The following is a 19,062-nucleotide window of genomic DNA, read 5'->3' on the forward strand; positions in this document are numbered from 1 at the left end:
CCCAACCCTGGGCCCTCAAACCTGGGCCCCAACCTTGGGCGGTGGAACATGACCGATACCATGAGATCGCACGGCGCCCCCGCGCGCGGTCCGTCCGCCGCCGCGGCTGCCGTCACCACGGGCAGCGCCAACATCCTGATGCGGCTGACCGACCCGCCGATGCGGGCGGTCCAGCGCCTGATCGGTGCTGCGCGCATGCCCTATGTCTTCCTGCTGCCGAACCTTCTCTTCTTCGGGCTGTTCGTCTTCCTGCCCATCGGGATCAACATCGTCTTCTCGGTGACGGGCGGGACGGGGCTGTTCCCGTCGGAGCGGCCCTATGTCGGGGCGGAGCATTACGCCCGCCTGCTCGATTGCGGCTCCTATCTGGAGGCCGGGAGCTGCCGGGAGGATCTGTTCTGGCGCGGTGTGGGAAACACGCTGACCTTCACCGTCTTCCAGATGGTGGCGATGGTGCTGTTCTCACTGGTCACCGCCCTGGTGCTGAACCGGCCCATCCGCGGCCGCGGCTTCTTCCGGGCGGTCTATTTCTTCCCCGTCCTGCTGTCGCCGGTCGTCGTCGCCCTGATCTGGAAATGGATTTTGCAGCGTGACGGCCTGCTGAACGCCGTGCTGACCACGGCGGGCGGCGAAAAGATCCTGTTCTTCGTCGATCCCGGCTGGGCGATGTTCTGGGCGGTCTTCGTTTCGGTGTGGGCCCATATGGGCTTCTACACGCTGATCCTACTGGCCGGCCTCCAGGCCATCCCGCGCGACGTCTACGAAGCGGCGGAGATGGACGGCACCCGCCCCTGGCGCGTCTTCCACCGCATCACGCTGCCGCTGCTGTGGCCCAACCTGCTGGTCGTGCTGGTGCTGGTGCTGATCCGCTCGGTGCAGGTGTTCGACGAGGTGTTCGTGCTGACCGGCGGCGGTCCCGGGACGGCGACGATGATGGTCGTCCAGTACATCTACACCACCGCCTTCGCCAATCAGGTGCAGAATTTCGGTCTGGCCGGTGCGGCATCGGTGCTGCTGGGGGCCGTGCTGTTCGTCCTGACCCTGATCCAGCTTTTCCTGACCCGGCGGAGGGCATCATGACCGGAAAACTCCGCACCGGAAAACTTGGGCGCCTGCTGCTGGCGCGGCGTGGCGGCGCCTCCTGGCATTGGACCGATGTCGCCAGCTATGCCTATCTGGCGCTGGGCGTGCTGCTGATGTTCGGGCCGGTGCTCTGGCTGGCGCTGTCGTCCTTCAAGACGCCGGCGGCCCTGCTGGAATTCCCGCCGTCGCTGCTGCCGATGGCGCAGAGCGAGGTGTCGGTGCAGGGCTATCCGCAGCCGCTGCCGCTGTTCCGGGTGACGATGGAGGACGGTTCGGTCCGCGAGCTGGCGCAGGTCCGCCGCGTCGGCATCGTCGCCCAGATGGTCGATCCGGCAGCGCCCGGCCAGACCATCCGCGTGCCGGCCGACCGCCGGACGCCGGTGCGCCACATGGCGCTGGCGGTCGAGAACTACACCGACCCGCTGACCCAGTTCGACTTCCTGCGCTTCCTGCGCAACTCGCTGGTGGTGACGGTGGTGGCGACCATCATCACGCTGATCATCAACTCGATGGCCGCCTATGCGCTGTCCGTCTACGAGTTCCGCGGCAAGTCGGTGGCGATGCTGGGGGTGATCGGGACGCTGATGATCCCCATCACCATCATCCTGGCGCCGGTCTATCTGGTGGTCACCAAGCTGGGCTTCGTCGACTCGCTGTGGGCGGTGATCCTGCCGGGTGCGGCCACCCCGACCGGCGTCTTCCTGCTGCGCCAGTACATGCTGACCATCCCGCGCGACCTGATCGAGGCGGCGCGGATGGACAAGGCGTCGGAATGGCGCATCTACGCCCGCATCGTCATGCCGCTGTCGATGCCGGCGCTGGCGGTCCTGGCGATCTTCTCGGTCATGTGGCGCTGGAACGAGTTCCTGTGGCCGCTGGCCGTCCTGACCAAGACCGAAGTCCACACGCTGCCCATCGCTCTCAACGCCTTCCAGGGCGAGTTGCAGACGCAATGGCATTATCTGCTCGCCATGACCGTGGTGACCCTGCTGCCGGTGGCGCTCGTCTTCGCCTTCCTGCAGCGCTTCATCACCAGCGGCATCGCGAATACCGGCATGAAATGAGGGGGATGAAATAAATGGCCGGATTGGAGCTTCGCGGCATCCGCAAGGACTATGGCAGCACCGCCGTCCTGAAGGGCATCGACCTCAGCATCGCCGACGGCGAGTTCGTGGTCTTCGTCGGCCCGTCGGGCTGCGGGAAATCGACGCTGCTGCGCGTCATCGCCGGGCTGGAGACGGTCACGGCGGGCGATATCCGCATCGACGGGGCGGAGGTGACGCGGACCGCCGCGTCGGACCGCGGGCTGGCGATGGTGTTCCAGTCCTACGCGCTCTATCCGCACATGACCGTCCACCAGAACATGAGCTTCGCGCTGGAGAATATGGGGATCGCCAAGCCGGAGATCGCGGCAAGGGTGGACCGCGCCGCCCGCATGCTGCGGCTGACCGACTATCTCCAGCGCAGGCCAGCCGCCTTGTCGGGCGGCCAGCGCCAGCGCGTCGCCATCGGCCGCGCCATCGTGCGCGATCCCAAGATCTTCCTGTTCGACGAACCGCTGTCCAATCTCGACGCCGAACTGCGGGTGGCGACGCGCAAGGAGCTGGCCGCGCTCCATGCCGAGATCGGCGGGACGATGATCTACGTCACCCACGATCAGGTCGAGGCAATGACGCTGGCCGACCGCATCGTCGTCCTGAACGGCGGGCGGATCGAGCAGATCGGCACGCCGCTGGAGCTTTACAACCGCCCGGCCAACCTGTTCGTCGCCGGCTTCATCGGCTCGCCGCGGATGAACCTGCTGCCGACGGAACTGGTGCGGGGCGAGGCGGCCGGCGGTGAGACGGGCCGGGCGGCGACGCTCGGCATCCGGCCCGAACATGTCGAGCCCTGCGGTGAGGCCGACGCCGACCTGACCGTCCGCGTCGATCTCGTCGAGCAGTTGGGCGGCGAAACCTTTCTCTACACGTCCGCCAACACGGGCGGCCCCAACGGTTTGCCGCTCACCATCCGTTGCGACGGCCAGAGCCGCCTTGCCCGCGGCGACCTGCTGCCGGTGCGGCTGCGCCGCGACCATCTCCACCGTTTCGACGCCGCGGGCCTTGCCTGCCGTCCCGACCCCCTTCCCGCCCGGAGCCATTCATGAAGGCCCTGACCCGAGCCCGTTTCCGCGGGCGTGACGGCATCTATGCCCTGTTTGAACTCGACCATGGCGTCGATCTGCGCATCGGTTTCGTCGAGGACGATGTCGGCCGCATCCTGATGCGGCGCGACGGGGGCTACCGCCTCGACCGCGGCTGGTCGGTGGCGCCCGGCGGCGGCGATCCGTCCTATGAGGGCCGTGACCGCGACGATCTGAGCGGCTTCGCCTGTCCGGCAGCCGATGTCGAGGAGGGCGAGGGCACGGTCACGCTGCGGGGGGCAAAGCTCCGCGCCGTCGTGACGCTGGAGCCCTTCGGCGTCGCCTGGTACCGGGCGGGGGAGGAGGTGCCCTTCCTGCAGGACCGCCGCACCCAGGCCTATTTCGTCTCGCGCAAGACCCACGCCTTCTCGCATTTCGTCGAGCGCGGCGGGGACGAGCGGCATTACGGGCTGGGCGACAAGGCCGGTCCGCTGGACCGCACCGGCCGCCGTTTTCGCGTCGATGCGGTCGATCCCTGCGGCTTCGACGCCGAGCTGAGCGACCCGCTCTACAAGATGATTCCGTTCCTGCTGGTCGCCGGGCCGGCGGGGGCGCACGGGGTCTATTACGACAATCTCGCCACCGCCGAGATCGACGTCGGCGCCACCATCGACAATTACCACGGGCTGTTCCGCTCCTACCGCGCCGACGACGGCGACCTCGACGCCTATGTCTTTGCCGGTCCCGGCGTTCCGGATGTGGTGCGCGCCTTCTCGCGCCTGACCGGCGGCCATGCCTTCGGGCCGAAATGGACGCTGGGCTTCGCCACCACCTCGATGGCGATCGCCGACGCCGCCGATGCCGATGCCCGCATCGCCGACTTCGTCGACCGCTGCGCCGAGCATGCGATCCCCTGCGACAGTTTCCATTTCGGCTCCGGCTACACCATGATCGGCGGCCGGCGCTATGCCTTCCACTGGAACCACGACAAGTTCCCCGATCCGGCGGCGACGCTGGCCAAGCTGAACGCCGCCAGGCTGCATCCGGTTGCCAACCTGAAGCCCTGCCTGCTCGACGACCATCCGCGCCTGTCGGAGGTGACCGGGGTCGGCGGGCTGGTGACGGACGGCGAGACCGGCAAGCCGGCGGTGGCACAGTTCTGGGACGGGCTCGGCTACCATCTCGACTTCACCAACCGACAAGCCCGCGACTGGTGGCGCAACGGGATCGAGACGGCGCTGCTGACCCCCGGCATGGTGTCGGTGTGGAACGACAACAACGAGTATGAGATCTGGGACGAGGACGCCATGGCGGCCGGCGATGGCCGTCCCTTCCCGCAGACGCTGGCGCGCTCCGCCCAGGCGCTGCTGATGACCAAGCTGGCCTATGAGACGCAGGCGGCCTGGGCGCCGGACAAGCGACCCTACACCATCACCCGCGGCGGCCCGGCCGGCCTGTGGCGCTACGGCCAGACCTGGTCGGGCGACAACGCCACCGCCTGGAAGACGCTGCGCTTCAACCTGACGCAGGGGCTCAACATGAGCCTGTCCGGCATGTTCGACATCGGGCATGACGTCGGCGGCTTCCACGGGCCGAGCCCCGGGCCGGAGCTGCTTTGCCGCTTCGTCGAGTTCTGTTCCTTCTGGCCGCGCTTCGTGATGAACAGCTGGAACAGCGACGGCATCACCACGCTGCCCTGGATGCATCCGGAAGTCATCGACCCGATCCGCGAGGCGATCCGCCTGCGCTACCGCCTGATGCCCTATCTCTACACCCGGATGTGGCGGGCGGCGGAAGCGGACGAGCCGGTGGTGCGTCCGCTGTTCTACGATTTCCCCGACGATCCCGGTGCCGCTGCGACCGAGGACGCCTTCATGCTCGGCCCCGACCTGCTGGTGGCGCCGGTGCTGGAGCCGGGGGCGGACAGCCGGTCGGTCCGGCTGCCGGATAACCCCGGCGGCTGGTACCTGTTCCATGACGGCTCGCACCATCCGGGCGGAGCGGTCGCGACGGTGGCGGCGCCGCTCGGCCGGGTGCCGCTGTTCGTACGGTCCGGCGCCCTGCTGCCGCTGGCTGCCGCCGGACTGCGCGTCGATCCGGCGACCGACACCGAGCGCGAACTGGTCGCTTACGGCGATGTGGAGGGCGCCACGGCCCTGCTCTATGACGACAACGGCGACACCACCGGCTGGCGCGATGGTGCCGGGCTGGTGACCCGCCTCAGCGCGGTGCGGTCGGGGGATGCCGTGGCGGTCTCCGCCAGGGCGACCGGCGGTTACCAGCCGGCATGGCGCAGCCTGCGCCTGCGCAGCGTGGGCGGGCCGCAGCTGCGGCCCGGCACGGTCGAGGGGGCCGCGCTGACGCTGGAGGCCTGAGCCACCGCTTCGCCGGGGCGGGGCCGATGTCTTACTGCCGGTTGCGGTATTCCACCGGCACCCAGCGGTAGCCGTCACCGTCGCGCCGCAGGCGGCCGAGGCCCGGGAAGCTGAGATGGACGGCGGCGGTCAACTGACCGCTGTCGGCCTCCTCGGCGAAGCGGTCCCGGCGCTGGGCGCGGGCGGCATCCTGGTCGATGTCGAAGGCGACGGTGGCCTCCGGGTGCCGGAACTGCACCGGCCCGACATGGATGATGTCGCCCCAGAACTCGATGGTCTCGCCCCGGCTCGTCACCCGGTAAAAGGCATGTCCGGGAGTGTGGCCGGGGGTGGGGATCGCCGTGACACCCGCCAGGATTTCCGACCTTTCGCTGAAGGGCTTCACCTTGCCGGCCTTGAGATAGGGGCCGACGGTGGCGACGGCCTCGTCATGGAGGCGGGGCTGCAATCCGTTGGCGATGTTGTCGCGGTTGAGGAAGAAATCGAGGTCGGGCTGGCCGACATGGACGGTGGCGTTGGTGAACACCATCCGCCCGTCCAGCGCCAGCCCGCCGGAATGATCGGTGTGGATGTGGGTGAGGAGGATGTCGGTCACCTGATCGGGCCGGTAGCCGGCGGCGGCGAGGCTGAGCGGAAGCTTGCCGCCATAGGGGCCGAACAGCTGGCCGGCGCCGGTATCGACCAGCAGCACGCGTGACCCGGTGTCGATCAGGAAGGCGTTGATGGAGGTTTCCAGCGGGTCGCGCTCGAACCGCTCGGCCAGCAGCGCGTCGATCCGGTCCGGCGGCAGTCCCTTCACCAGCGGCTTGATGCCGAGCGGCAGGGTGCCGTCGCTGAGTGCGGTGATGCGGAGGTCGCCGACGGTGAAGCGGTAGAGCCCGGCTTCCGACGGTTGGGCTGCCGGTTGGGGAATGGCCTGGGCGGTAGCGTGGCCGGCGGGCTGGCCGGCGGGCTGGCCGGTGGCTTTGTCGGCGGCATGGCCCGTCGGGATGGCCGCGAACAGCAGGCCGGCGGCCAGCAGGAGCGTGTGCGGTTTCATTCTGCCTGTCCTTGGAACGGTTCGGGTATCGGGTGCCGCGGCGGTGGAGGTCTTCCGCCGCGGCGCATGCCCACCAGTTAGCACCGGGCGGCGGGCTTGATTACCCGGCAAGCTCGGGCAACATTGTTCCGGAAACCGATCCAATCGCCGGGTTGCGGATGCAGGACCTGAACGACACCATCGCCTTCGTCAAGGTCGTGGAGGAGGGGAGCTTCACCAAGGCCGCCCGGCGGCTGCGGCTGCCCAAGACGACGCTGAGCCGCAAGGTGCGCGATCTCGAACAGCGGCTCGGCATCCAGCTTCTGCATCGGACCACCCGCCGCATCGGGCTGACGGAGGCGGGGACGGTGTATTTCGACCGCTGCCGCCGGATCGCCGAAGAGCTGGAGCAGGCGGAAAGCGCCGTTGCCCAGCTTCGCGACGCGCCGCGCGGCTGGCTGCGGATCACCACCCCGCCATCCTTCGGAATGAAAGTCATCGCACCGCTGCTGCCCGGCTTCCGCAGCCGCTATCCCGATGTCCGAATCGATCTGGTGCTGAGCCACGAGAACCTCGATCTGGTGGCGCGGGACATCGATCTGGCGATCCGCATGGGAACGTTGCAGGACTCCAGCATGGCGGCGCGCAAGCTGGGCGTCCTGCACCGCCATGTCTATGCCGCACCGTCCTATTGTGCCGCCCATGGGCTGCCGGGCCATCCCGACGAGTTGATCAGCCATTCGACGCTGGCGAACATGACTGCCCGCCGTCCGTCGGGCTTCGCCTGGCGGCTGTTCCGCACCGACGGGGGCCAGCCGGGGGAGGTGGATGCGGTCATCGACCCGGTGATGTCGGCCGACGATCCGGAGATGCTGGTCCCGACGCTGCTGGCTGGCGGCGGGCTGGTGCTCGCCACCGACTTCGCCATGCGATCCTACCGGGCGGCCGGCCAGGTGCAGCGGGTGCTCGACGGCTGGAAAGGGTCGGATGTCGATCTGCATGCGGTTTTCCCCGGCGGGCGTATCCAGCCGCCGAAGGTGCGGTCCTTTCTGGATTTCCTGGCGGAACGCATCGATCTCCGGAACGGTGCCGACCATTGGAGTGCGGCGGAGGGCTGAACGGCCCGTGTCGTCGTTCCAGTATTCGCAACAGTCTTCTTTGATGTGCTCTATTTATCGCGATCGGAGGAACGGTTAGCGTCCCTGCATTGACCGGCACGGCATTCCGTTCGCGTCCGGCCTGATCCCAATCTCTCCCCCGGATCAAAGGACGCGGGTCATGAACCGATCCATCTCCCTCTGCGCCGCCTCCGGCGATACCCTGTCGACCTTGGCCTGCAAGCTGCAAAGCGCCGGCTGCTCCGTCGTCCGCGGCGTGCTGGACCTGCTGATGCTGCCTTCGGGCTACCAACGCCTTCTCGGTTGGCTGGCCAGCCATCTGCTGTCGATTGTCGGACAGTTCGGCAACACGGCGCTGGACCTGATCCCGGCTCATCCGACCGCCTCTACCGCCTTTCTGGCCGTCATCGTGTGTGCGGCGCTGGCGCCCCTCCTGCCGACCGCCGCGAATTCGGCCATTTGGATGCCGGCCCGCATGGCGGGAATGCGGTGATGGACCGCTGGGGGGCCGCGGGGGGACTGCCGGCCGGTTACTGACGGGGACGACGTCCGGTGACCGGTTCTCCGGTGCGGATCGGGGGCTCAGGGCGGGTGTCCGGCCAACACGATGTCCGGAATCGTTGGATCTTTGACATTCCAGACAAGCCGGCCGCCGCATAGTCTGGTTCCAGCCACCGGCCATCGGGCCTGACGGCTGCGGACGGGATAAAGGTCGAGCCGGAGAAGAAGATGCTCACCATCGGGTTCGTGGTGTTCGACGATTTCCAGGTGATGGGGATGGCCGCGCTGTCGGCCTTCGAGATGGCGAATCTCGTGCTCGGCCGTCCTGCCTACCGGGTCCATGTCCTGTCGGAGCAGGGTGGACCGGTGCGCAACTCGCTGGGCTTCGCCATCGACACCGCCCCGTTCGGCGAGGATTTCTTCGACACGACCGTCACCATCGGATCGCTGCGGGTCAAGCCGAGCACGCCGGGGCTGCTGACCTATCTGCGCGATGCCGCCGCCGCGTCGCGCCGGGTCGCCGGCATCTGCACCGGCGCCTATGTGCTGGCGGAGGCCGGGCTGCTCGACGGCCGCCGCGCCACCACCCATTGGAACCACGCCCGCAATCTCCAGCGGCTCTACCCGGCGGTGAAGGTGGAAGAGGACCGCATCTTCAGCGTCGACGGCAATGTCTGGACCTCCGCCGGGATGACCGCGGGCATCGACCTCGCCATGGCGCTGGTCGAAGACGATTTCGGGGCGGAGGTCGCCAAGGCGGTGGCGCGCAAGCTGGTGGTCTATCTGCGCCGGCCCGGCGGCCAGTCGCAATTCTCCGCCCTGCTGGAGCTGGAGCCGTGCTCCGACCGTGTCCGGCGGGCGCTGGTCCATGCCAAGGAAAATCTGAGGAACGAGCTGTCGGTGGAAGAGTTGGCGGAAACGGCCAATCTCAGCCCGCGCCAGTTCAGCCGGCTGTTCCGCCAGGAAACCGGCCAGACCCCGGCCAAGGCGGTCGAGCATCTGCGGCTGGAGGCGGCACGTGTGATGATGGAGGAAGGGCGCCATCCGATGGATGTCATCGCCCGCGAGACCGGCTTCGCCGACCGCGAGCGCATGCGCCGCGCCTTCCTGCGCGCCTACGGCCAGCCGCCGCAAATGGTTCGCCGCGCCGTCGAAACCGGCCGCGCCTCAGCACCGGATTAGTCAGCGGCCGTGATCTGCCCCTTTGTCGGGGCCATTAACACCTGGATACGGCTCCATCGGCACGGCGGGTGCGGTGGATTTCCACATCGTCCGGCACCGAGATTCCCCGGGGAATGCTTCCATTCCCCGAACGCCTTCACTTGCCCACTTTCAAACAAGGACGGACATCAGGCCATGCAGCTCACCGGAAACACCATCTTCATCACGGGCTCGACCTCCGGCATCGGCCGCGGTCTGGCCGAGGCGTTCCACAAGCTGGGCAACCAGGTCATCATCGCCGGCCGGCGCAAGGCCCTGCTGGACGAGGTGACCGCCGCCAACCCCGGCATGACGGGCATCGAGCTGGACATCGCCGACCCGGTCAGCATCCAGGCCGCGGCCGAGCGGCTGGTTGCCGAGAATCCGACGCTGAACGTCCTGATCAACAATGCCGGCATCATGCCGTTCGACGACGCTTCCGGTCCCATCGACGATGCGCAGGCGCAGTCGATCATCGCCACCAACCTGCTTGGCCCCATCCGCATGACCTCGGCGCTGATCGAGCATCTGAAGGCGCAGCCGCGCTCGACGATCGTCAACAATACCTCGGTGCTCGCCTACACGCCACTGGCCACCACCGCGGTCTATTCCGCCACCAAGGCGGCGCTGCACAGCTACACGCTGTCCCAGCGCTTCATGCTGCGCGACACCAGCGTCACCGTGCAGGAGATCGCGCCGCCTTGGGTCAACACCGACCTGATCAAGAAGGGCGACGATCCGCGCGCCATGCCGCTGGACGCCTTCATCGAGCAGACGATGGCGGCACTGGGCACCGACGCCGAGGAGGCCATCGTCGAGAGCGCCCGGCCGATGCGCGACAATGCCGGCCCGAACGAGCATGCGCTGGTCATGGGATTCAACAGCTACATCGCCGAGAATCCCATTCCGGTTTGATTGGCCCTATCCGGTCGGGCACGAAGCAGACCAGGCCGCCGGGCTTTCGTCCGGCGGCCTGGTCCGTTGCGGCGATCGTTGGGGTGATCGTTGCGGATACGAGGCGATGCAGGGATCGGTGGTGAACTGCGCAATTCCTACCTGCCCAAGGGTTGCCCCCGCAACGCCGTCCCAGTCCCGGTCCTGCGGGGGCGGGGGCTGGATCAGGTTTTGAAGAAGGCCAGCAGGTCGGCGTTGATCGTTTCGGCATGGGTGGTCGCCATGCCGTGCGGGAAGCCCTTGTAGACCTTCAGGGTGCCCTTCGGCAGCAGCTTGGACGACAGCAGCGCGGAATCGGCGATCGGCACGATCTGGTCGTCGTCGCCGTGCATCACCAGGACCGGAATGTCGATCTTCTTCAGATCCTCGGTGAAGTCGGTCTCGGAGAAGGCCTTGATGCAGTCGTAATGGGCCTTGGTCCCGCCCATCATGCCCTGCCGCCACCAGTTGTCGATAACGCCCTGCGAGACCTTGGCACCGTCGCGGTTGAAGCCGTAGAAGGGGCCGGAGGGGATGTCGCGGAAGAACTGGGCACGGTTGGCGGCGAGTGCCGCGCGGAAGCCGTCGAACACCTCCAGCGGCAGGCCGCCGGGATTGGCCTCCGTCTTGACCATGATCGGCGGAACGGCGCCCAGCAGCGCCGCCTTGCCGGCCCGCGAGGTGCCGTGGCGGCCCAGATAACGCGCAACCTCGCCGCCGCCGGTCGAATGGCCGACATGGAAGACGTTCTTCAGCCCCAGCCCGGCAACGACGGCCAGCACGTCGTCGGCATAAGTGTTCATCTCGTTGCCGGTCGCCGTCTGGGTCGAGCGGCCATGGCCGCGCCGGTCATGGGCGACGACGCGGTAGCCGCGGTTCAGGAAGAACAGCATCTGGGCGTCCCAGTCGTCGGCGCTGAGCGGCCAGCCATGGTGGAACATGACGGTCTGGCCGTCGCGCGGTCCCCAATCCTTGTAGTAGATCGACGCGCCGTCCTTGGCGGTGACGAACCCGTCTTCGGTCTTGCCGCTGGTCATCGTCCGTTTCCCTTCGCTCTTGTTGCCCGCAGCCTCTCCGGCATGGCGACGCTCGGCCGCGGTGGCATCGGCGGCTCCGATCACGGTTGCGCCGGCGACCGCAGCACCGGCGGCAGCCGCGCCGACGATCAGGCTGCGGCGGGTGGCGCCCGGCGCCAGGACTTCTTCGGATGGCATCGTGATGCTCCCTGTCAATGCGTTGGCTGTCAATGCGTTGGTGGTCGGCCGGCCTGGATCCGGTCGCTTGGCGCCGCGGAACGCCGATGCCTGCATTGAGCACCGGAATGAACCGTCTTTCAAAGCTATCCCTAGGTATTAAAGAACCATCCCGAGAAATATCCGCAAATGAACAGGGGTTGAGCGGGGGCGTTCATGTCTTCATTTGCGGAAATGCTGCAAATTGGGATGTGTCCCCCCTCTGTCCGATAGTCCGAATGTGCGGACTCACTTGGCTCGTGAAGTCTAATTGACTGAATTCTCATGAAGGCCTCCGCGCTCTTTGGGACGAAGGAGGACGCCCGCGGCGAGGTCGGAAATCGGTCGCTTGACAGATTTAAATAGGAGTCCTAAGTTAAATTCATGGACCACGCATCGCACCCCGACCCTGTTCCGCACCGCCTTCGGGAGGGCTTCGAGCGCATCGCGCTGGTGCTGCGCGCCGATCTCTGGTCGGCTGCCGGCACGGCGGGGCTCAATCCCACCCAGGCGCAGGTGCTGGCCCTGCTGGCGGCCCGGCCCGCCGGCCTTCGCCCCAAGGAGATTGCCGCCCATCTGGCGGTTTCCGCCGCCAGCATGGCCGACACGCTGGCGGCGCTGGAGCGCAAGTCGCTGCTGCGACGCACGCCCGATCCCAGCGATGCGCGGGCGCAGATCGCCCGCCTGACGGAAGAAGGGCTGGAACTGGGCCGCAGCCTTGCGTCATCCGCCTCCCAGATCGCGGCGGCGCTTGCACAGCTGACCGCCGCTGAGCAGGCCGGGCTGCTGCGGGCGCAGATCAAGATCATCCGGTCGCTGCAACAGGCAGGGGCCATTCCGGTCCAACGCCTGTGCGTCAGTTGCCGCCATTTCCGGCCGAACGCCCATCCGGGCGAGGCCGCTTCCCATCACTGCGCTTTTGTGAACGCCGCCATCGGCGACCGGGATCTCCGGCTCGATTGCGGCGAGCATGAAGAGGCTGATCCTGCCATCCAGGCTGCCACCTGGACGGCCTTTGCCGAAGGATAGCCACCCCTCCAAGCACGTCTTCAGAAAGGAAAGCACCATCATGATCGTCTGCACTCCACGGGGCCTCGGCCTCGTGGCAACGGCGCTCTGCTGCCTTGCGTCCGGTCTCGTGTCCGGCCCGTCTACGGCTGCCGCGCATGGAATAAAGACCGCCCCCGATCAGGCGGTGATGGCCTCGTTCGACATCGTCGAGACGCGCATCGTCACCGATCACGGCCATGCCGTCTTCAGCACCCGCGTCCGCGCCGATGCCGGCAAGGCGACGCCGTCCGCCACCGGCAAGTTCGCGGGATCGGAGGTCTACGCCTATGTCTGGCCGACCTCCCTCAACTCCGCCGATGTCGGCTTCGAGAAGGACCAGGGCATCGTCGCGCTCGCGGTGACCTTCCACCCCGATTTCGACGATGCCGCCTATGGCGGAAAGAACCGCGAACGCTGGCATTCCCACTGGGTCGTCCTCAACGAGGACAAGACCTGTCCGGGAGGATTGAAGGTCAAGGACATTCCGGAGGGCACCAAGCCCAGGCTGCCGGAAACCTGGCCCGGTGCGCCGATCCTGATCGACAGCCCGGACTACCGAACCGACCTCAAGGCCGATCTGGTCGAGGTCCACATCCCGCTCGAAAAGATCGGGGCGATCGCCACCGCGTCCTTCGACGGCGTGACCGCCGGGTTGCGGGTCAATGCCAACCTGCATGCGCCGCTGCTGTGCGTCACCAACATCCACAAGGTCGCCTCCGGCACCCTGTCGCTGCCGGGCAAGGTCGCGCCGGCCAAGTAACGCTGGCCAAGTAACGCCGGCCAAACAGCGTGCAAAAGTGAAAGCGGCCCGGCGACTGCCATCGCCGGACCGCCCGAATACCCCCCTCCAAGCATCAGAGAAGGATAAAACATCATGGCACACGTCAATCTCGTCGATCCAGCCTCGTCTGCCGCAGCGGTCAAGCCGACGCTCGACCGGATCAAGGGCGCCTTCGGCGTCGTCCCCAACATGTTCAAGGCCGTTGCGAATTCGCCGGCCGCACTCGCCAGCATGTGGGGATCGTTCGGTGCGCTCGGCCAGGGCAAGCTCGGGGCCAAGCTGGGCGAGCAGATCGCGGTGGCGGTCGCCGACCGCAACGACTGCAACTATTGCCTCGCCGCCCACACCCTGCTCGGCCAGAAGGCGGGGGCGAGCGGAGCGGAGATGGCTGAGGCGCAGCATGGCCGCTCGGCCGATCCCCGGACGGCGGCTGCACTCGCCTTCGCGGTGAAGCTGGTGGAGAACCGCGCTGCGGTCGATGCCGCCGATGTCGCCGCCCTGCGCGCGGTCGGATTCGACGATGAGGCCATCGTCGAAATCCTGGCGCATGTCGCCCTGAACCTGTTTACGAACTACGTGAACGTCGCCCTCGATGTGCCGGTCGACTTTCCCGGGGTGAAGCTCTCCCGCCGCAGCTGACGGATGGGGTGCGGCCGGAACGACGACGTTCCGGCCGCGTCCGTCACAGGGCCGCCAGCACCTCGTCGAGCGTGCTCAGGAACAGGGTGGCGTCGGCGGCGGAGAAGACCAGCGGCGGGCGGATCTTCAGGATGTGCCCTTCCTGGCCGGTGGCGCTGATCAGCACCCGGCGGCGGCGCATGTCGTTGACCACGCGGCCGGTTTCTTCCGGCGCCGGGGTCTTCGCCTTGCGGTCGCGCACCATCTCGACGCCGATGAACAGGCCGCTGCCGCGCACGTCGCCGATCAGGTCATGCTTGGCGGCGAGTGCCTGGATGCCGTCGATCATCTGCGTGCCGACGGTCAGGGCGTTCTCCTGCAGGCGCTCCGTCTTGATGACGCGCAGCACGGCATGCGCCACGGCGCAGGACACCGGGTTGCCGCCGAAGGTGTTGAAATAGCGCTGGCTGCGGCCGAACGCCTCGATCACCTCCGGGCGGAAGATGGCGCCGGCCACCGGGTGGCCGTTGCCCATCGGCTTGCCCACCGTCACGATGTCGGGCACCAGCCCGTGGCGCGCGAAGCCCCACATGTGGGTGCCGAGCCGGCCGAAGCCGGGCTGCACCTCGTCGGCGATGAAGATGCCGCCGGCCTTGCGCATGACCTCGACCGCCGGGGCCAGGAAGCCGGCCGGATCGGTGAAGACGCCGCTGCTGGAGAAGATGGTGTCGACCAGCAGCGCCGCCGGGGCGATGCCCTTCTCGCGCAGGTCGGCGATGGCCTCCTCGACGGACCGGGCGAAGGCGGCGCCGACCTCCGCGGCCGGAATGCGGTAGCTGTCGGGCGACGGCACGACGCGGACATGGTCGCCCAGCTTCACCGCGGCGCCCAGCGAGGGCGACATCTCCGCCAGCGCCGAGGTGACGCCATGATAGGCGTTGTGGGCGATGACGACGCCGGTACCGCCGGTGTGGACGCGGGCGACGCGCAGCGCCAGATCGTTCGCCTCGCTGCCGGTGCAGGTCATCATCAAGTGCGACAGCTCGGCCGGGAACTCCGCCAGGAAGGCTTCGGCGAACTCGACGATGCCGTCCGTCAGGTAGCGCGTGTGGGTGTTCAGCACCGCCGCCTGCTTGGCCATCGCCTCCACCACCTCGGGCCGCGAGTGGCCGACCGAGGCGACGTTGTTGTAGGCGTCGAGATAGCGGTTGCCGTCGGCGTCATAGAGGGAGGAGCCCTCGCCGCGCACGACATGGATCGGATCGGCGTAGAACAGGCGGTAGGCCGGGCCGAGCAGCCTTTCGCGGCGGGCGATCAGGGCGCGCTCGCGCTCCGGCAGGGAACCGGCGGCGTCGGGGGCGTAGGCGTTGATCATGGTCATGGCGGGTCACACTTCCTGGCAGGCGAGGTGGAGCAGAGTGCGTGCGGTGGCGGCCTCGTCGCCGGTCAGCTTTTCCAGCCCGGCGAAGGCACGTTCGGCATTCCGCAGGATGTAGGCGGCGTTTTCAGGATATTCGGCCGCCCGCCAGCCGGTGATCGAGATGGTCAGGGCGAGGCGGGCGGCGATCAGGTCGGGCAGCAAGTCCTTTTCATCCGCCGTCAGCGGCAGCACGGCGTTGTAGGCGCGGGTCATCTCGACGATGGAGCCGAAGGGCGTCTCGCCGCTGGTGACGTGGTAGGCGAGCGCCGTCGCCAGATCGTTGATCAGCGGCGCCTTCAGCGCGTCGCCGAAATCGATGATGCCGGTGACCGCCTGATGCCCGGCCGGATCGACCACCGCATTGTGCGGGTTGAGGTCGTTGTGGATCACCTGATGGCGCAGGGCGGGCAGGCGCGGGGCGACCCGGTCGGCGAAACGGGCGATGAAGCGCTCCACCATCCGGCGGCGCGGACCTTCGGCCAGATAATGCAGCTTGTCGGCGACGCTGGCGGTGCGCGTGATGTCCCACAGCAGGTCGCGCTGCGAGCCCGGATGCTCGTAGTCGGCCAGCGCGAGGTCGAGCCGGGCCAGCGTCGTTCCCAGCGCCCGCATCAGTCCCGGTGAGGCCGGTGCCGCATGGAGCGGCGTACCGTCGAGATAGGTCAGCAACCGCAGGATCATCGGATGGCCGTCGATCAGGACCGTCGTCTGCGCTTCGCCCTCCCGGGTCGGCACGACGCGCGGCACCGGCAGGGACGGGTCGCGGGAGGCCACATGCTGCATGGCGCCGGTCTGGAAGGCGGTGACCGGTTGCGGTTCGGCCGGGTTGGTGAACTTCAGCACATAGCCCCGCCCGTCGGGCGTGGTGATGTGGAAGTTGCGGTCGCGCTCGCTGCTCAGTTCACGGACGTCGCCGGCCAGCCCGAAATGCCGCAGCATCATGGCGCCTGCCTCGTTCCCGGAGATCGGCGGCGCGACCGTGGTCAGTACGTTACCCTGTGTCATGGCCGCGCTCTCCTCGTCAGTCGAAACGTCAATGTTTGATGCATCATCGTCATGCGGGGGCCCGGCTTCGGGTGCCGGTGGAATGTATCAGGAAACCAGGGTTCCCGGTTGGGCTTGCGGTTGGGCGTCCCGGCGCTCGGCATCGATCCTTTCCAGGATCGGTCCGCTGGCCAGTTGGATGTCGTCCTGGATGGCGCGGGCGGCGGCCGGGCCGTCATGACGGCGGATGGCATCCATCAGCGGGTAGTGATGGTCGATCATCGTGCGGCCGGCTCCGCCATAGACGTCGGCGATCAACGGCCCCATCTGGAGCCAGAGCCGCCGCAGAATGTCGCCCAGCACCGGCATGTCGGCGATTTCCGCCAGCTTGAAGTGGAAGATCTGATTCAGTTCGGTCGCCAGCGCGGTGTTGCCGGCGGCCATCGCCTCCTCGTTGTGCGTCAGCAGCGCTTCCAACTGCTCGATCTGGGCGGGTGTAGCCCGCTCGGCGGCGCGGGCGGCGGCCAGCCCTTCCAGATTGACGCGGATGTCCCGGATTTCCAGATAGGCGGCGCGGGTCAGCATCGGGACGCGGATGTCGCGCGGCGAGCGCAGCACCAGCGCCTGATCCTGCACCAGCCGCAGGATGGCGTCGCGCACCGGGGTGACGCTGGTCCCCAGCCGTTCGGCCAGATCGCGGATCTTCAGCCGGTCGTTCGGCTTGAACACGCCCCGCATCAGCGCCTCGCACAATTTCTGGTAAATTGTGCTGCCGAGATTGTCGTGTTCAAGAAGGCTGAGGTCGAACCCGCTCATCGTCTGCCCGCCACCCGGCCATCTTGTGTTGCTGTATGATGCATCATATTGACCCGGTCGCGGAGGAAGGTCAAGCTGTCCCTGCCGCGCGCCTCCGTGCCCGGCCGTCTTTTCGATCCTTTTGCGCAGGAGTGCTCCCGCAATGCCGCCACCTCCGCCGTCCGCCACGCCCGTTGCCGTGCTTGGCTGCGGGTTGATCGGCGAAAGCTGGTCGGCTCTGTTCCTGGCCCACGGGCTGGACGTGGTCGCCTGGGACCCCGACGGCGCCGTGCTGGCCGCCTTGCCGCAGCGCGTGGAGCGGCTGTTCGGCCAGTTGCAGGCGCTGGGGGCCGCCGCCGCTCAACCCGGCCGCCTGTCCGTCGCGCCGTCGGTTGCGGCGGCGGTCGGCGATGCCGGCTGGATTCAGGAGAACGCGCCGGAAAAGACCGCGGTCAAGCACAGCCTCTATGCCGAGGTGGAGGCGGCGGCAAGGCCGGATGCGGTGATCGCCAGCAGCACCTCCTCGCTGACCTGGAGCGATCTGGCGGCGGGCGTGGTGCGGCGCGAGCGCCTCATCACCGCCCACCCCTTCAATCCGCCGCACCTGATGCCGCTGGTCGAGCTGTTCGCCGCCGATGCGCAGGTTCTGGCGCGGGCCGAGGCCTTCTATCGCGGCCTTGGCCGCGAGACGGTGGCGCTGAAGAAGGATGCGGTCGGCCACATCGCCAACCGGCTGGCGTCCGCCCTGTGGCGCGAGGCGGTCAACATCGTGGCGGAGGGCATTGCCGATGTCGCCGACGTCGATGCGGCGCTGGTCCATGGTCCGGGATTGCGTTGGTCGGTGATCGGCGCCCATATGGCCTATCATCTGGGCGGCGGCCCCGGCGGCATCGCCCATTACCTCGACCATCTCGGACCGAGCCAGGAGCGGCGCTGGGCGACGCTCGGCAGCCCCAGCCTGACGCCGGAGGTCCGCCAACTGCTGGTCGATGGAATCGCAGAGGAAGCCGCCGGCCGCTCCATCGCCGCGCTGGAGGCCGAACGGGACCGCGGGCTGATGCTGGCGCTGGCCGCCCGACAGACTGCAAAACAGGGAGAGGATGCATGACCGCCGAAACGGGTGCCGCCATGCCGGGGCCGCGCATCGCGCTGATCCATGCGCTAGAGGAATCGGTGGCGCCGGCACGGGCCGCTTTCCGGGCGCATTGGCCGGAGGCGCGGATTTTCGACCTGCTCGACACCTCGCTGGCCGTCGATCTGGCGGAGGCCGGCCGGCTCGACGAGGCGATGATGGGGCGGTTCCGGACGCTGGCCGACTATGCCGCCGGCACGGTGGGCGCGAGTGGACGCACGGCGGGCATCCTGTTCACCTGTTCCGCCTTCGCCCCGGCCATCGACGCGGTCAAGCGGCAGCTGCCGATCCCGGTGCTGCGGCCGAACGAATCCGCCTTCGAGGCGGCGATGGCGGTCGGCGACCGGATCGGCATCGTCGTCAGCTTCGGCCCGTCCGCCTTGTCCCTGCGCACCGAGCTGCTGGCGATGGCCGCCGCTGCCGGCCGCCGGATCGAGGTCACCGTCGCGGTTGCCGACGGCGCGCTGGCGGCGCTCAAGAGCGGTGACGGCGAGGGGCATGACGAGCGCGTCGCAGGGACCGTGGAGCAGCTGCGCGGCTGCGATGTCGTCATTCTCGGCCAGTTCTCGATGGCGCGGGCGCAGCCGAGGCTTCAGCCCCTGCTGTCCGTCCCGGTGCTGACCACGCCCGCGGCGGCGGTGGAGGCCCTGCGCCGCCTGACGCAGCCGGCGGGCGTGGTCCCATAACCGGGCAGGTCTTG

At 68.1% G+C, this 19,062-nt stretch carries 18 protein-coding genes; 13 read left to right on the top strand and 5 right to left on the bottom strand.

Translation table 11 applies throughout. From position 1 onward, the window contains the following. Positions 1 to 48 precede the first annotated feature (48 nt). From TSH64_RS32955 to TSH64_RS32970, 4 genes are read left to right on the top strand one after another with little or no spacing between them, the layout of a single operon-like run. Positions 49 to 1,080 carry a sugar ABC transporter permease gene (locus TSH64_RS32955; RefSeq protein ID WP_199237723.1) on the top strand — a complete coding sequence of 344 codons (1,032 nt, stop codon included), beginning with the start codon at positions 49 to 51 and terminating at the stop codon, positions 1,078 to 1,080. Beyond that, positions 1,077 to 2,147: a carbohydrate ABC transporter permease gene (locus tag TSH64_RS32960; RefSeq protein WP_109451525.1), complete on the top strand. Its 1,071-nt coding sequence runs from the start codon at positions 1,077 to 1,079 to the stop codon at positions 2,145 to 2,147. The genes TSH64_RS32955 and TSH64_RS32960 overlap by 4 nt, the downstream gene beginning before the upstream one ends. Positions 2,148 to 2,161: 14 nt before the next feature. Continuing rightward, the gene (ugpC, locus tag TSH64_RS32965) at positions 2,162 to 3,229 is read left to right on the top strand and encodes a sn-glycerol-3-phosphate ABC transporter ATP-binding protein UgpC (protein ID WP_109451527.1); all 1,068 of its coding nucleotides are present in this window, start codon (positions 2,162 to 2,164) and stop codon (positions 3,227 to 3,229) included. Beyond that, positions 3,226 to 5,580, top strand: coding sequence for a TIM-barrel domain-containing protein (locus TSH64_RS32970; protein WP_109451529.1), 2,355 nt, complete (start codon positions 3,226 to 3,228; stop codon positions 5,578 to 5,580). The genes ugpC and TSH64_RS32970 overlap by 4 nt, the downstream gene beginning before the upstream one ends. Positions 5,581 to 5,611: 31 nt before the next feature. Here the strand turns inward: TSH64_RS32970 and TSH64_RS32975 are convergent, their stop codons facing one another. Beyond that, complete coding sequence (locus TSH64_RS32975) at positions 5,612 to 6,619, bottom strand: MBL fold metallo-hydrolase (RefSeq protein ID WP_109451531.1); 1,008 nt, start codon at positions 6,617 to 6,619, stop codon at positions 5,612 to 5,614. Between the two features lie 158 nt (positions 6,620 to 6,777). Here TSH64_RS32975 and TSH64_RS32980 point away from each other — a divergent pair, with 158 nt between their 5' ends. The 4 genes from TSH64_RS32980 (at position 6,778) to TSH64_RS32995 (ending at position 10,332) form a co-directional block, all read left to right on the top strand. Further along, on the top strand, positions 6,778 to 7,716 hold the full coding sequence (locus TSH64_RS32980; protein ID WP_247873288.1) for a LysR family transcriptional regulator: 939 nt from the start codon (positions 6,778 to 6,780) through the stop codon (positions 7,714 to 7,716). Positions 7,717 to 7,876: 160 nt separating this feature from the next. Continuing rightward, on the top strand, positions 7,877 to 8,209 hold the full coding sequence (locus TSH64_RS32985; protein ID WP_109451535.1) for a hypothetical protein: 333 nt from the start codon (positions 7,877 to 7,879) through the stop codon (positions 8,207 to 8,209). A 236-nt stretch (positions 8,210 to 8,445) separates the two neighbouring features. Then, complete coding sequence (locus TSH64_RS32990) at positions 8,446 to 9,399, top strand: GlxA family transcriptional regulator (RefSeq protein WP_109451537.1); 954 nt, start codon at positions 8,446 to 8,448, stop codon at positions 9,397 to 9,399. 174 nt (positions 9,400 to 9,573) lie between these two features. Then, a complete protein-coding gene (locus TSH64_RS32995) occupies positions 9,574 to 10,332 on the top strand; it encodes an SDR family NAD(P)-dependent oxidoreductase (protein ID WP_109451539.1) in 759 nt (252 codons plus the stop codon). A 203-nt stretch (positions 10,333 to 10,535) separates the two neighbouring features. On the opposite strand, the gene TSH64_RS33000 is transcribed toward TSH64_RS32995, so the two are convergent. Next, positions 10,536 to 11,387: an alpha/beta hydrolase gene (locus tag TSH64_RS33000; RefSeq protein ID WP_109453269.1), complete on the bottom strand. Its 852-nt coding sequence runs from the start codon at positions 11,385 to 11,387 to the stop codon at positions 10,536 to 10,538. Positions 11,388 to 11,966: 579 nt separating this feature from the next. Between TSH64_RS33000 and TSH64_RS33005 the strand changes: the two genes are divergently transcribed. The 3 genes from TSH64_RS33005 to TSH64_RS33015 all read left to right on the top strand — a co-directional run bounded on the left by TSH64_RS33005 (position 11,967) and on the right by TSH64_RS33015 (position 14,052). Further along, entirely contained in the window at positions 11,967 to 12,611 is a 645-nt protein-coding gene (locus TSH64_RS33005; RefSeq protein WP_109451541.1) for a MarR family transcriptional regulator, read from the top strand. 40 nt (positions 12,612 to 12,651) lie between these two features. After that, positions 12,652 to 13,392 carry a hypothetical protein gene (locus TSH64_RS33010; RefSeq protein WP_199237724.1) on the top strand — a complete coding sequence of 247 codons (741 nt, stop codon included), beginning with the start codon at positions 12,652 to 12,654 and terminating at the stop codon, positions 13,390 to 13,392. A gap of 114 nt (positions 13,393 to 13,506) precedes the next feature. Beyond that, positions 13,507 to 14,052, top strand: coding sequence for a peroxidase-related enzyme (locus TSH64_RS33015; protein ID WP_109451544.1), 546 nt, complete (start codon positions 13,507 to 13,509; stop codon positions 14,050 to 14,052). 43 nt (positions 14,053 to 14,095) lie between these two features. Here TSH64_RS33015 and TSH64_RS33020 read toward each other — a convergent pair whose 3' ends face one another. From TSH64_RS33020 to TSH64_RS33030, 3 genes are all read right to left on the bottom strand, one after another. Continuing rightward, positions 14,096 to 15,412, bottom strand: coding sequence for an aminotransferase class III-fold pyridoxal phosphate-dependent enzyme (locus tag TSH64_RS33020; protein ID WP_109451546.1), 1,317 nt, complete (start codon positions 15,410 to 15,412; stop codon positions 14,096 to 14,098). A 6-nt stretch (positions 15,413 to 15,418) separates the two neighbouring features. Then, positions 15,419 to 16,456: a phosphotransferase gene (locus TSH64_RS33025; protein WP_109451548.1), complete on the bottom strand. Its 1,038-nt coding sequence runs from the start codon at positions 16,454 to 16,456 to the stop codon at positions 15,419 to 15,421. Between the two features lie 87 nt (positions 16,457 to 16,543). Then, a complete protein-coding gene (locus tag TSH64_RS33030) occupies positions 16,544 to 17,251 on the bottom strand; it encodes a GntR family transcriptional regulator (RefSeq protein WP_109451550.1) in 708 nt (235 codons plus the stop codon). A 142-nt stretch (positions 17,252 to 17,393) separates the two neighbouring features. Here TSH64_RS33030 and TSH64_RS33035 point away from each other — a divergent pair, with 142 nt between their 5' ends. Both TSH64_RS33035 and TSH64_RS33040 read left to right on the top strand, forming a co-directional pair. Then, complete coding sequence (locus TSH64_RS33035; RefSeq protein ID WP_109451552.1) at positions 17,394 to 18,338, top strand: 3-hydroxyacyl-CoA dehydrogenase NAD-binding domain-containing protein; 945 nt, start codon at positions 17,394 to 17,396, stop codon at positions 18,336 to 18,338. Further along, on the top strand, positions 18,335 to 19,048 hold the full coding sequence (locus tag TSH64_RS33040) for an aspartate/glutamate racemase family protein (RefSeq protein ID WP_247873289.1): 714 nt from the start codon (positions 18,335 to 18,337) through the stop codon (positions 19,046 to 19,048). The genes TSH64_RS33035 and TSH64_RS33040 overlap by 4 nt, the downstream gene beginning before the upstream one ends. Positions 19,049 to 19,062: the final 14 nt, after the last annotated feature.

Origin of the sequence: Azospirillum sp. TSH64, from assembly GCF_003116035.1 — a bacterium.
Classification (GTDB): domain Bacteria; phylum Pseudomonadota; class Alphaproteobacteria; order Azospirillales; family Azospirillaceae; genus Azospirillum.

What these genes read in the sequence shown, in the direction of transcription:
- TSH64_RS32995 (WP_109451539.1), top strand. Translation starts at nt 9,574, where the DNA reads ATGCAGCTCACCGGAAACACCATCTTCATCACGGGCTCGACCTCCGGC.
- TSH64_RS32990 (WP_109451537.1), top strand. Translation starts at nt 8,446, where the DNA reads ATGCTCACCATCGGGTTCGTGGTGTTCGACGATTTCCAGGTGATGGGG.
- ugpC (WP_109451527.1), top strand. Translation starts at nt 2,162, where the DNA reads ATGGCCGGATTGGAGCTTCGCGGCATCCGCAAGGACTATGGCAGCACC.
- TSH64_RS33005 (WP_109451541.1), top strand. Translation starts at nt 11,967, where the DNA reads ATGGACCACGCATCGCACCCCGACCCTGTTCCGCACCGCCTTCGGGAG.
- TSH64_RS33000 (WP_109453269.1), bottom strand. Translation starts at nt 11,387, where the DNA reads ATGACCAGCGGCAAGACCGAAGACGGGTTCGTCACCGCCAAGGACGGC.
- TSH64_RS33010 (WP_199237724.1), top strand. Translation starts at nt 12,652, where the DNA reads ATGATCGTCTGCACTCCACGGGGCCTCGGCCTCGTGGCAACGGCGCTC.
- TSH64_RS33025 (WP_109451548.1), bottom strand. Translation starts at nt 16,456, where the DNA reads ATGACACAGGGTAACGTACTGACCACGGTCGCGCCGCCGATCTCCGGG.
- TSH64_RS33035 (WP_109451552.1), top strand. Translation starts at nt 17,394, where the DNA reads ATGCCGCCACCTCCGCCGTCCGCCACGCCCGTTGCCGTGCTTGGCTGC.
- TSH64_RS33015 (WP_109451544.1), top strand. Translation starts at nt 13,507, where the DNA reads ATGGCACACGTCAATCTCGTCGATCCAGCCTCGTCTGCCGCAGCGGTC.
- TSH64_RS32955 (WP_199237723.1), top strand. Translation starts at nt 49, where the DNA reads ATGACCGATACCATGAGATCGCACGGCGCCCCCGCGCGCGGTCCGTCC.
- TSH64_RS32960 (WP_109451525.1), top strand. Translation starts at nt 1,077, where the DNA reads ATGACCGGAAAACTCCGCACCGGAAAACTTGGGCGCCTGCTGCTGGCG.
- TSH64_RS33020 (WP_109451546.1), bottom strand. Translation starts at nt 15,412, where the DNA reads ATGACCATGATCAACGCCTACGCCCCCGACGCCGCCGGTTCCCTGCCG.
- TSH64_RS32985 (WP_109451535.1), top strand. Translation starts at nt 7,877, where the DNA reads ATGAACCGATCCATCTCCCTCTGCGCCGCCTCCGGCGATACCCTGTCG.
- TSH64_RS33040 (WP_247873289.1), top strand. Translation starts at nt 18,335, where the DNA reads ATGACCGCCGAAACGGGTGCCGCCATGCCGGGGCCGCGCATCGCGCTG.
- TSH64_RS32975 (WP_109451531.1), bottom strand. Translation starts at nt 6,619, where the DNA reads ATGAAACCGCACACGCTCCTGCTGGCCGCCGGCCTGCTGTTCGCGGCC.
- TSH64_RS33030 (WP_109451550.1), bottom strand. Translation starts at nt 17,251, where the DNA reads ATGAGCGGGTTCGACCTCAGCCTTCTTGAACACGACAATCTCGGCAGC.
- TSH64_RS32980 (WP_247873288.1), top strand. Translation starts at nt 6,778, where the DNA reads ATGCAGGACCTGAACGACACCATCGCCTTCGTCAAGGTCGTGGAGGAG.
- TSH64_RS32970 (WP_109451529.1), top strand. Translation starts at nt 3,226, where the DNA reads ATGAAGGCCCTGACCCGAGCCCGTTTCCGCGGGCGTGACGGCATCTAT.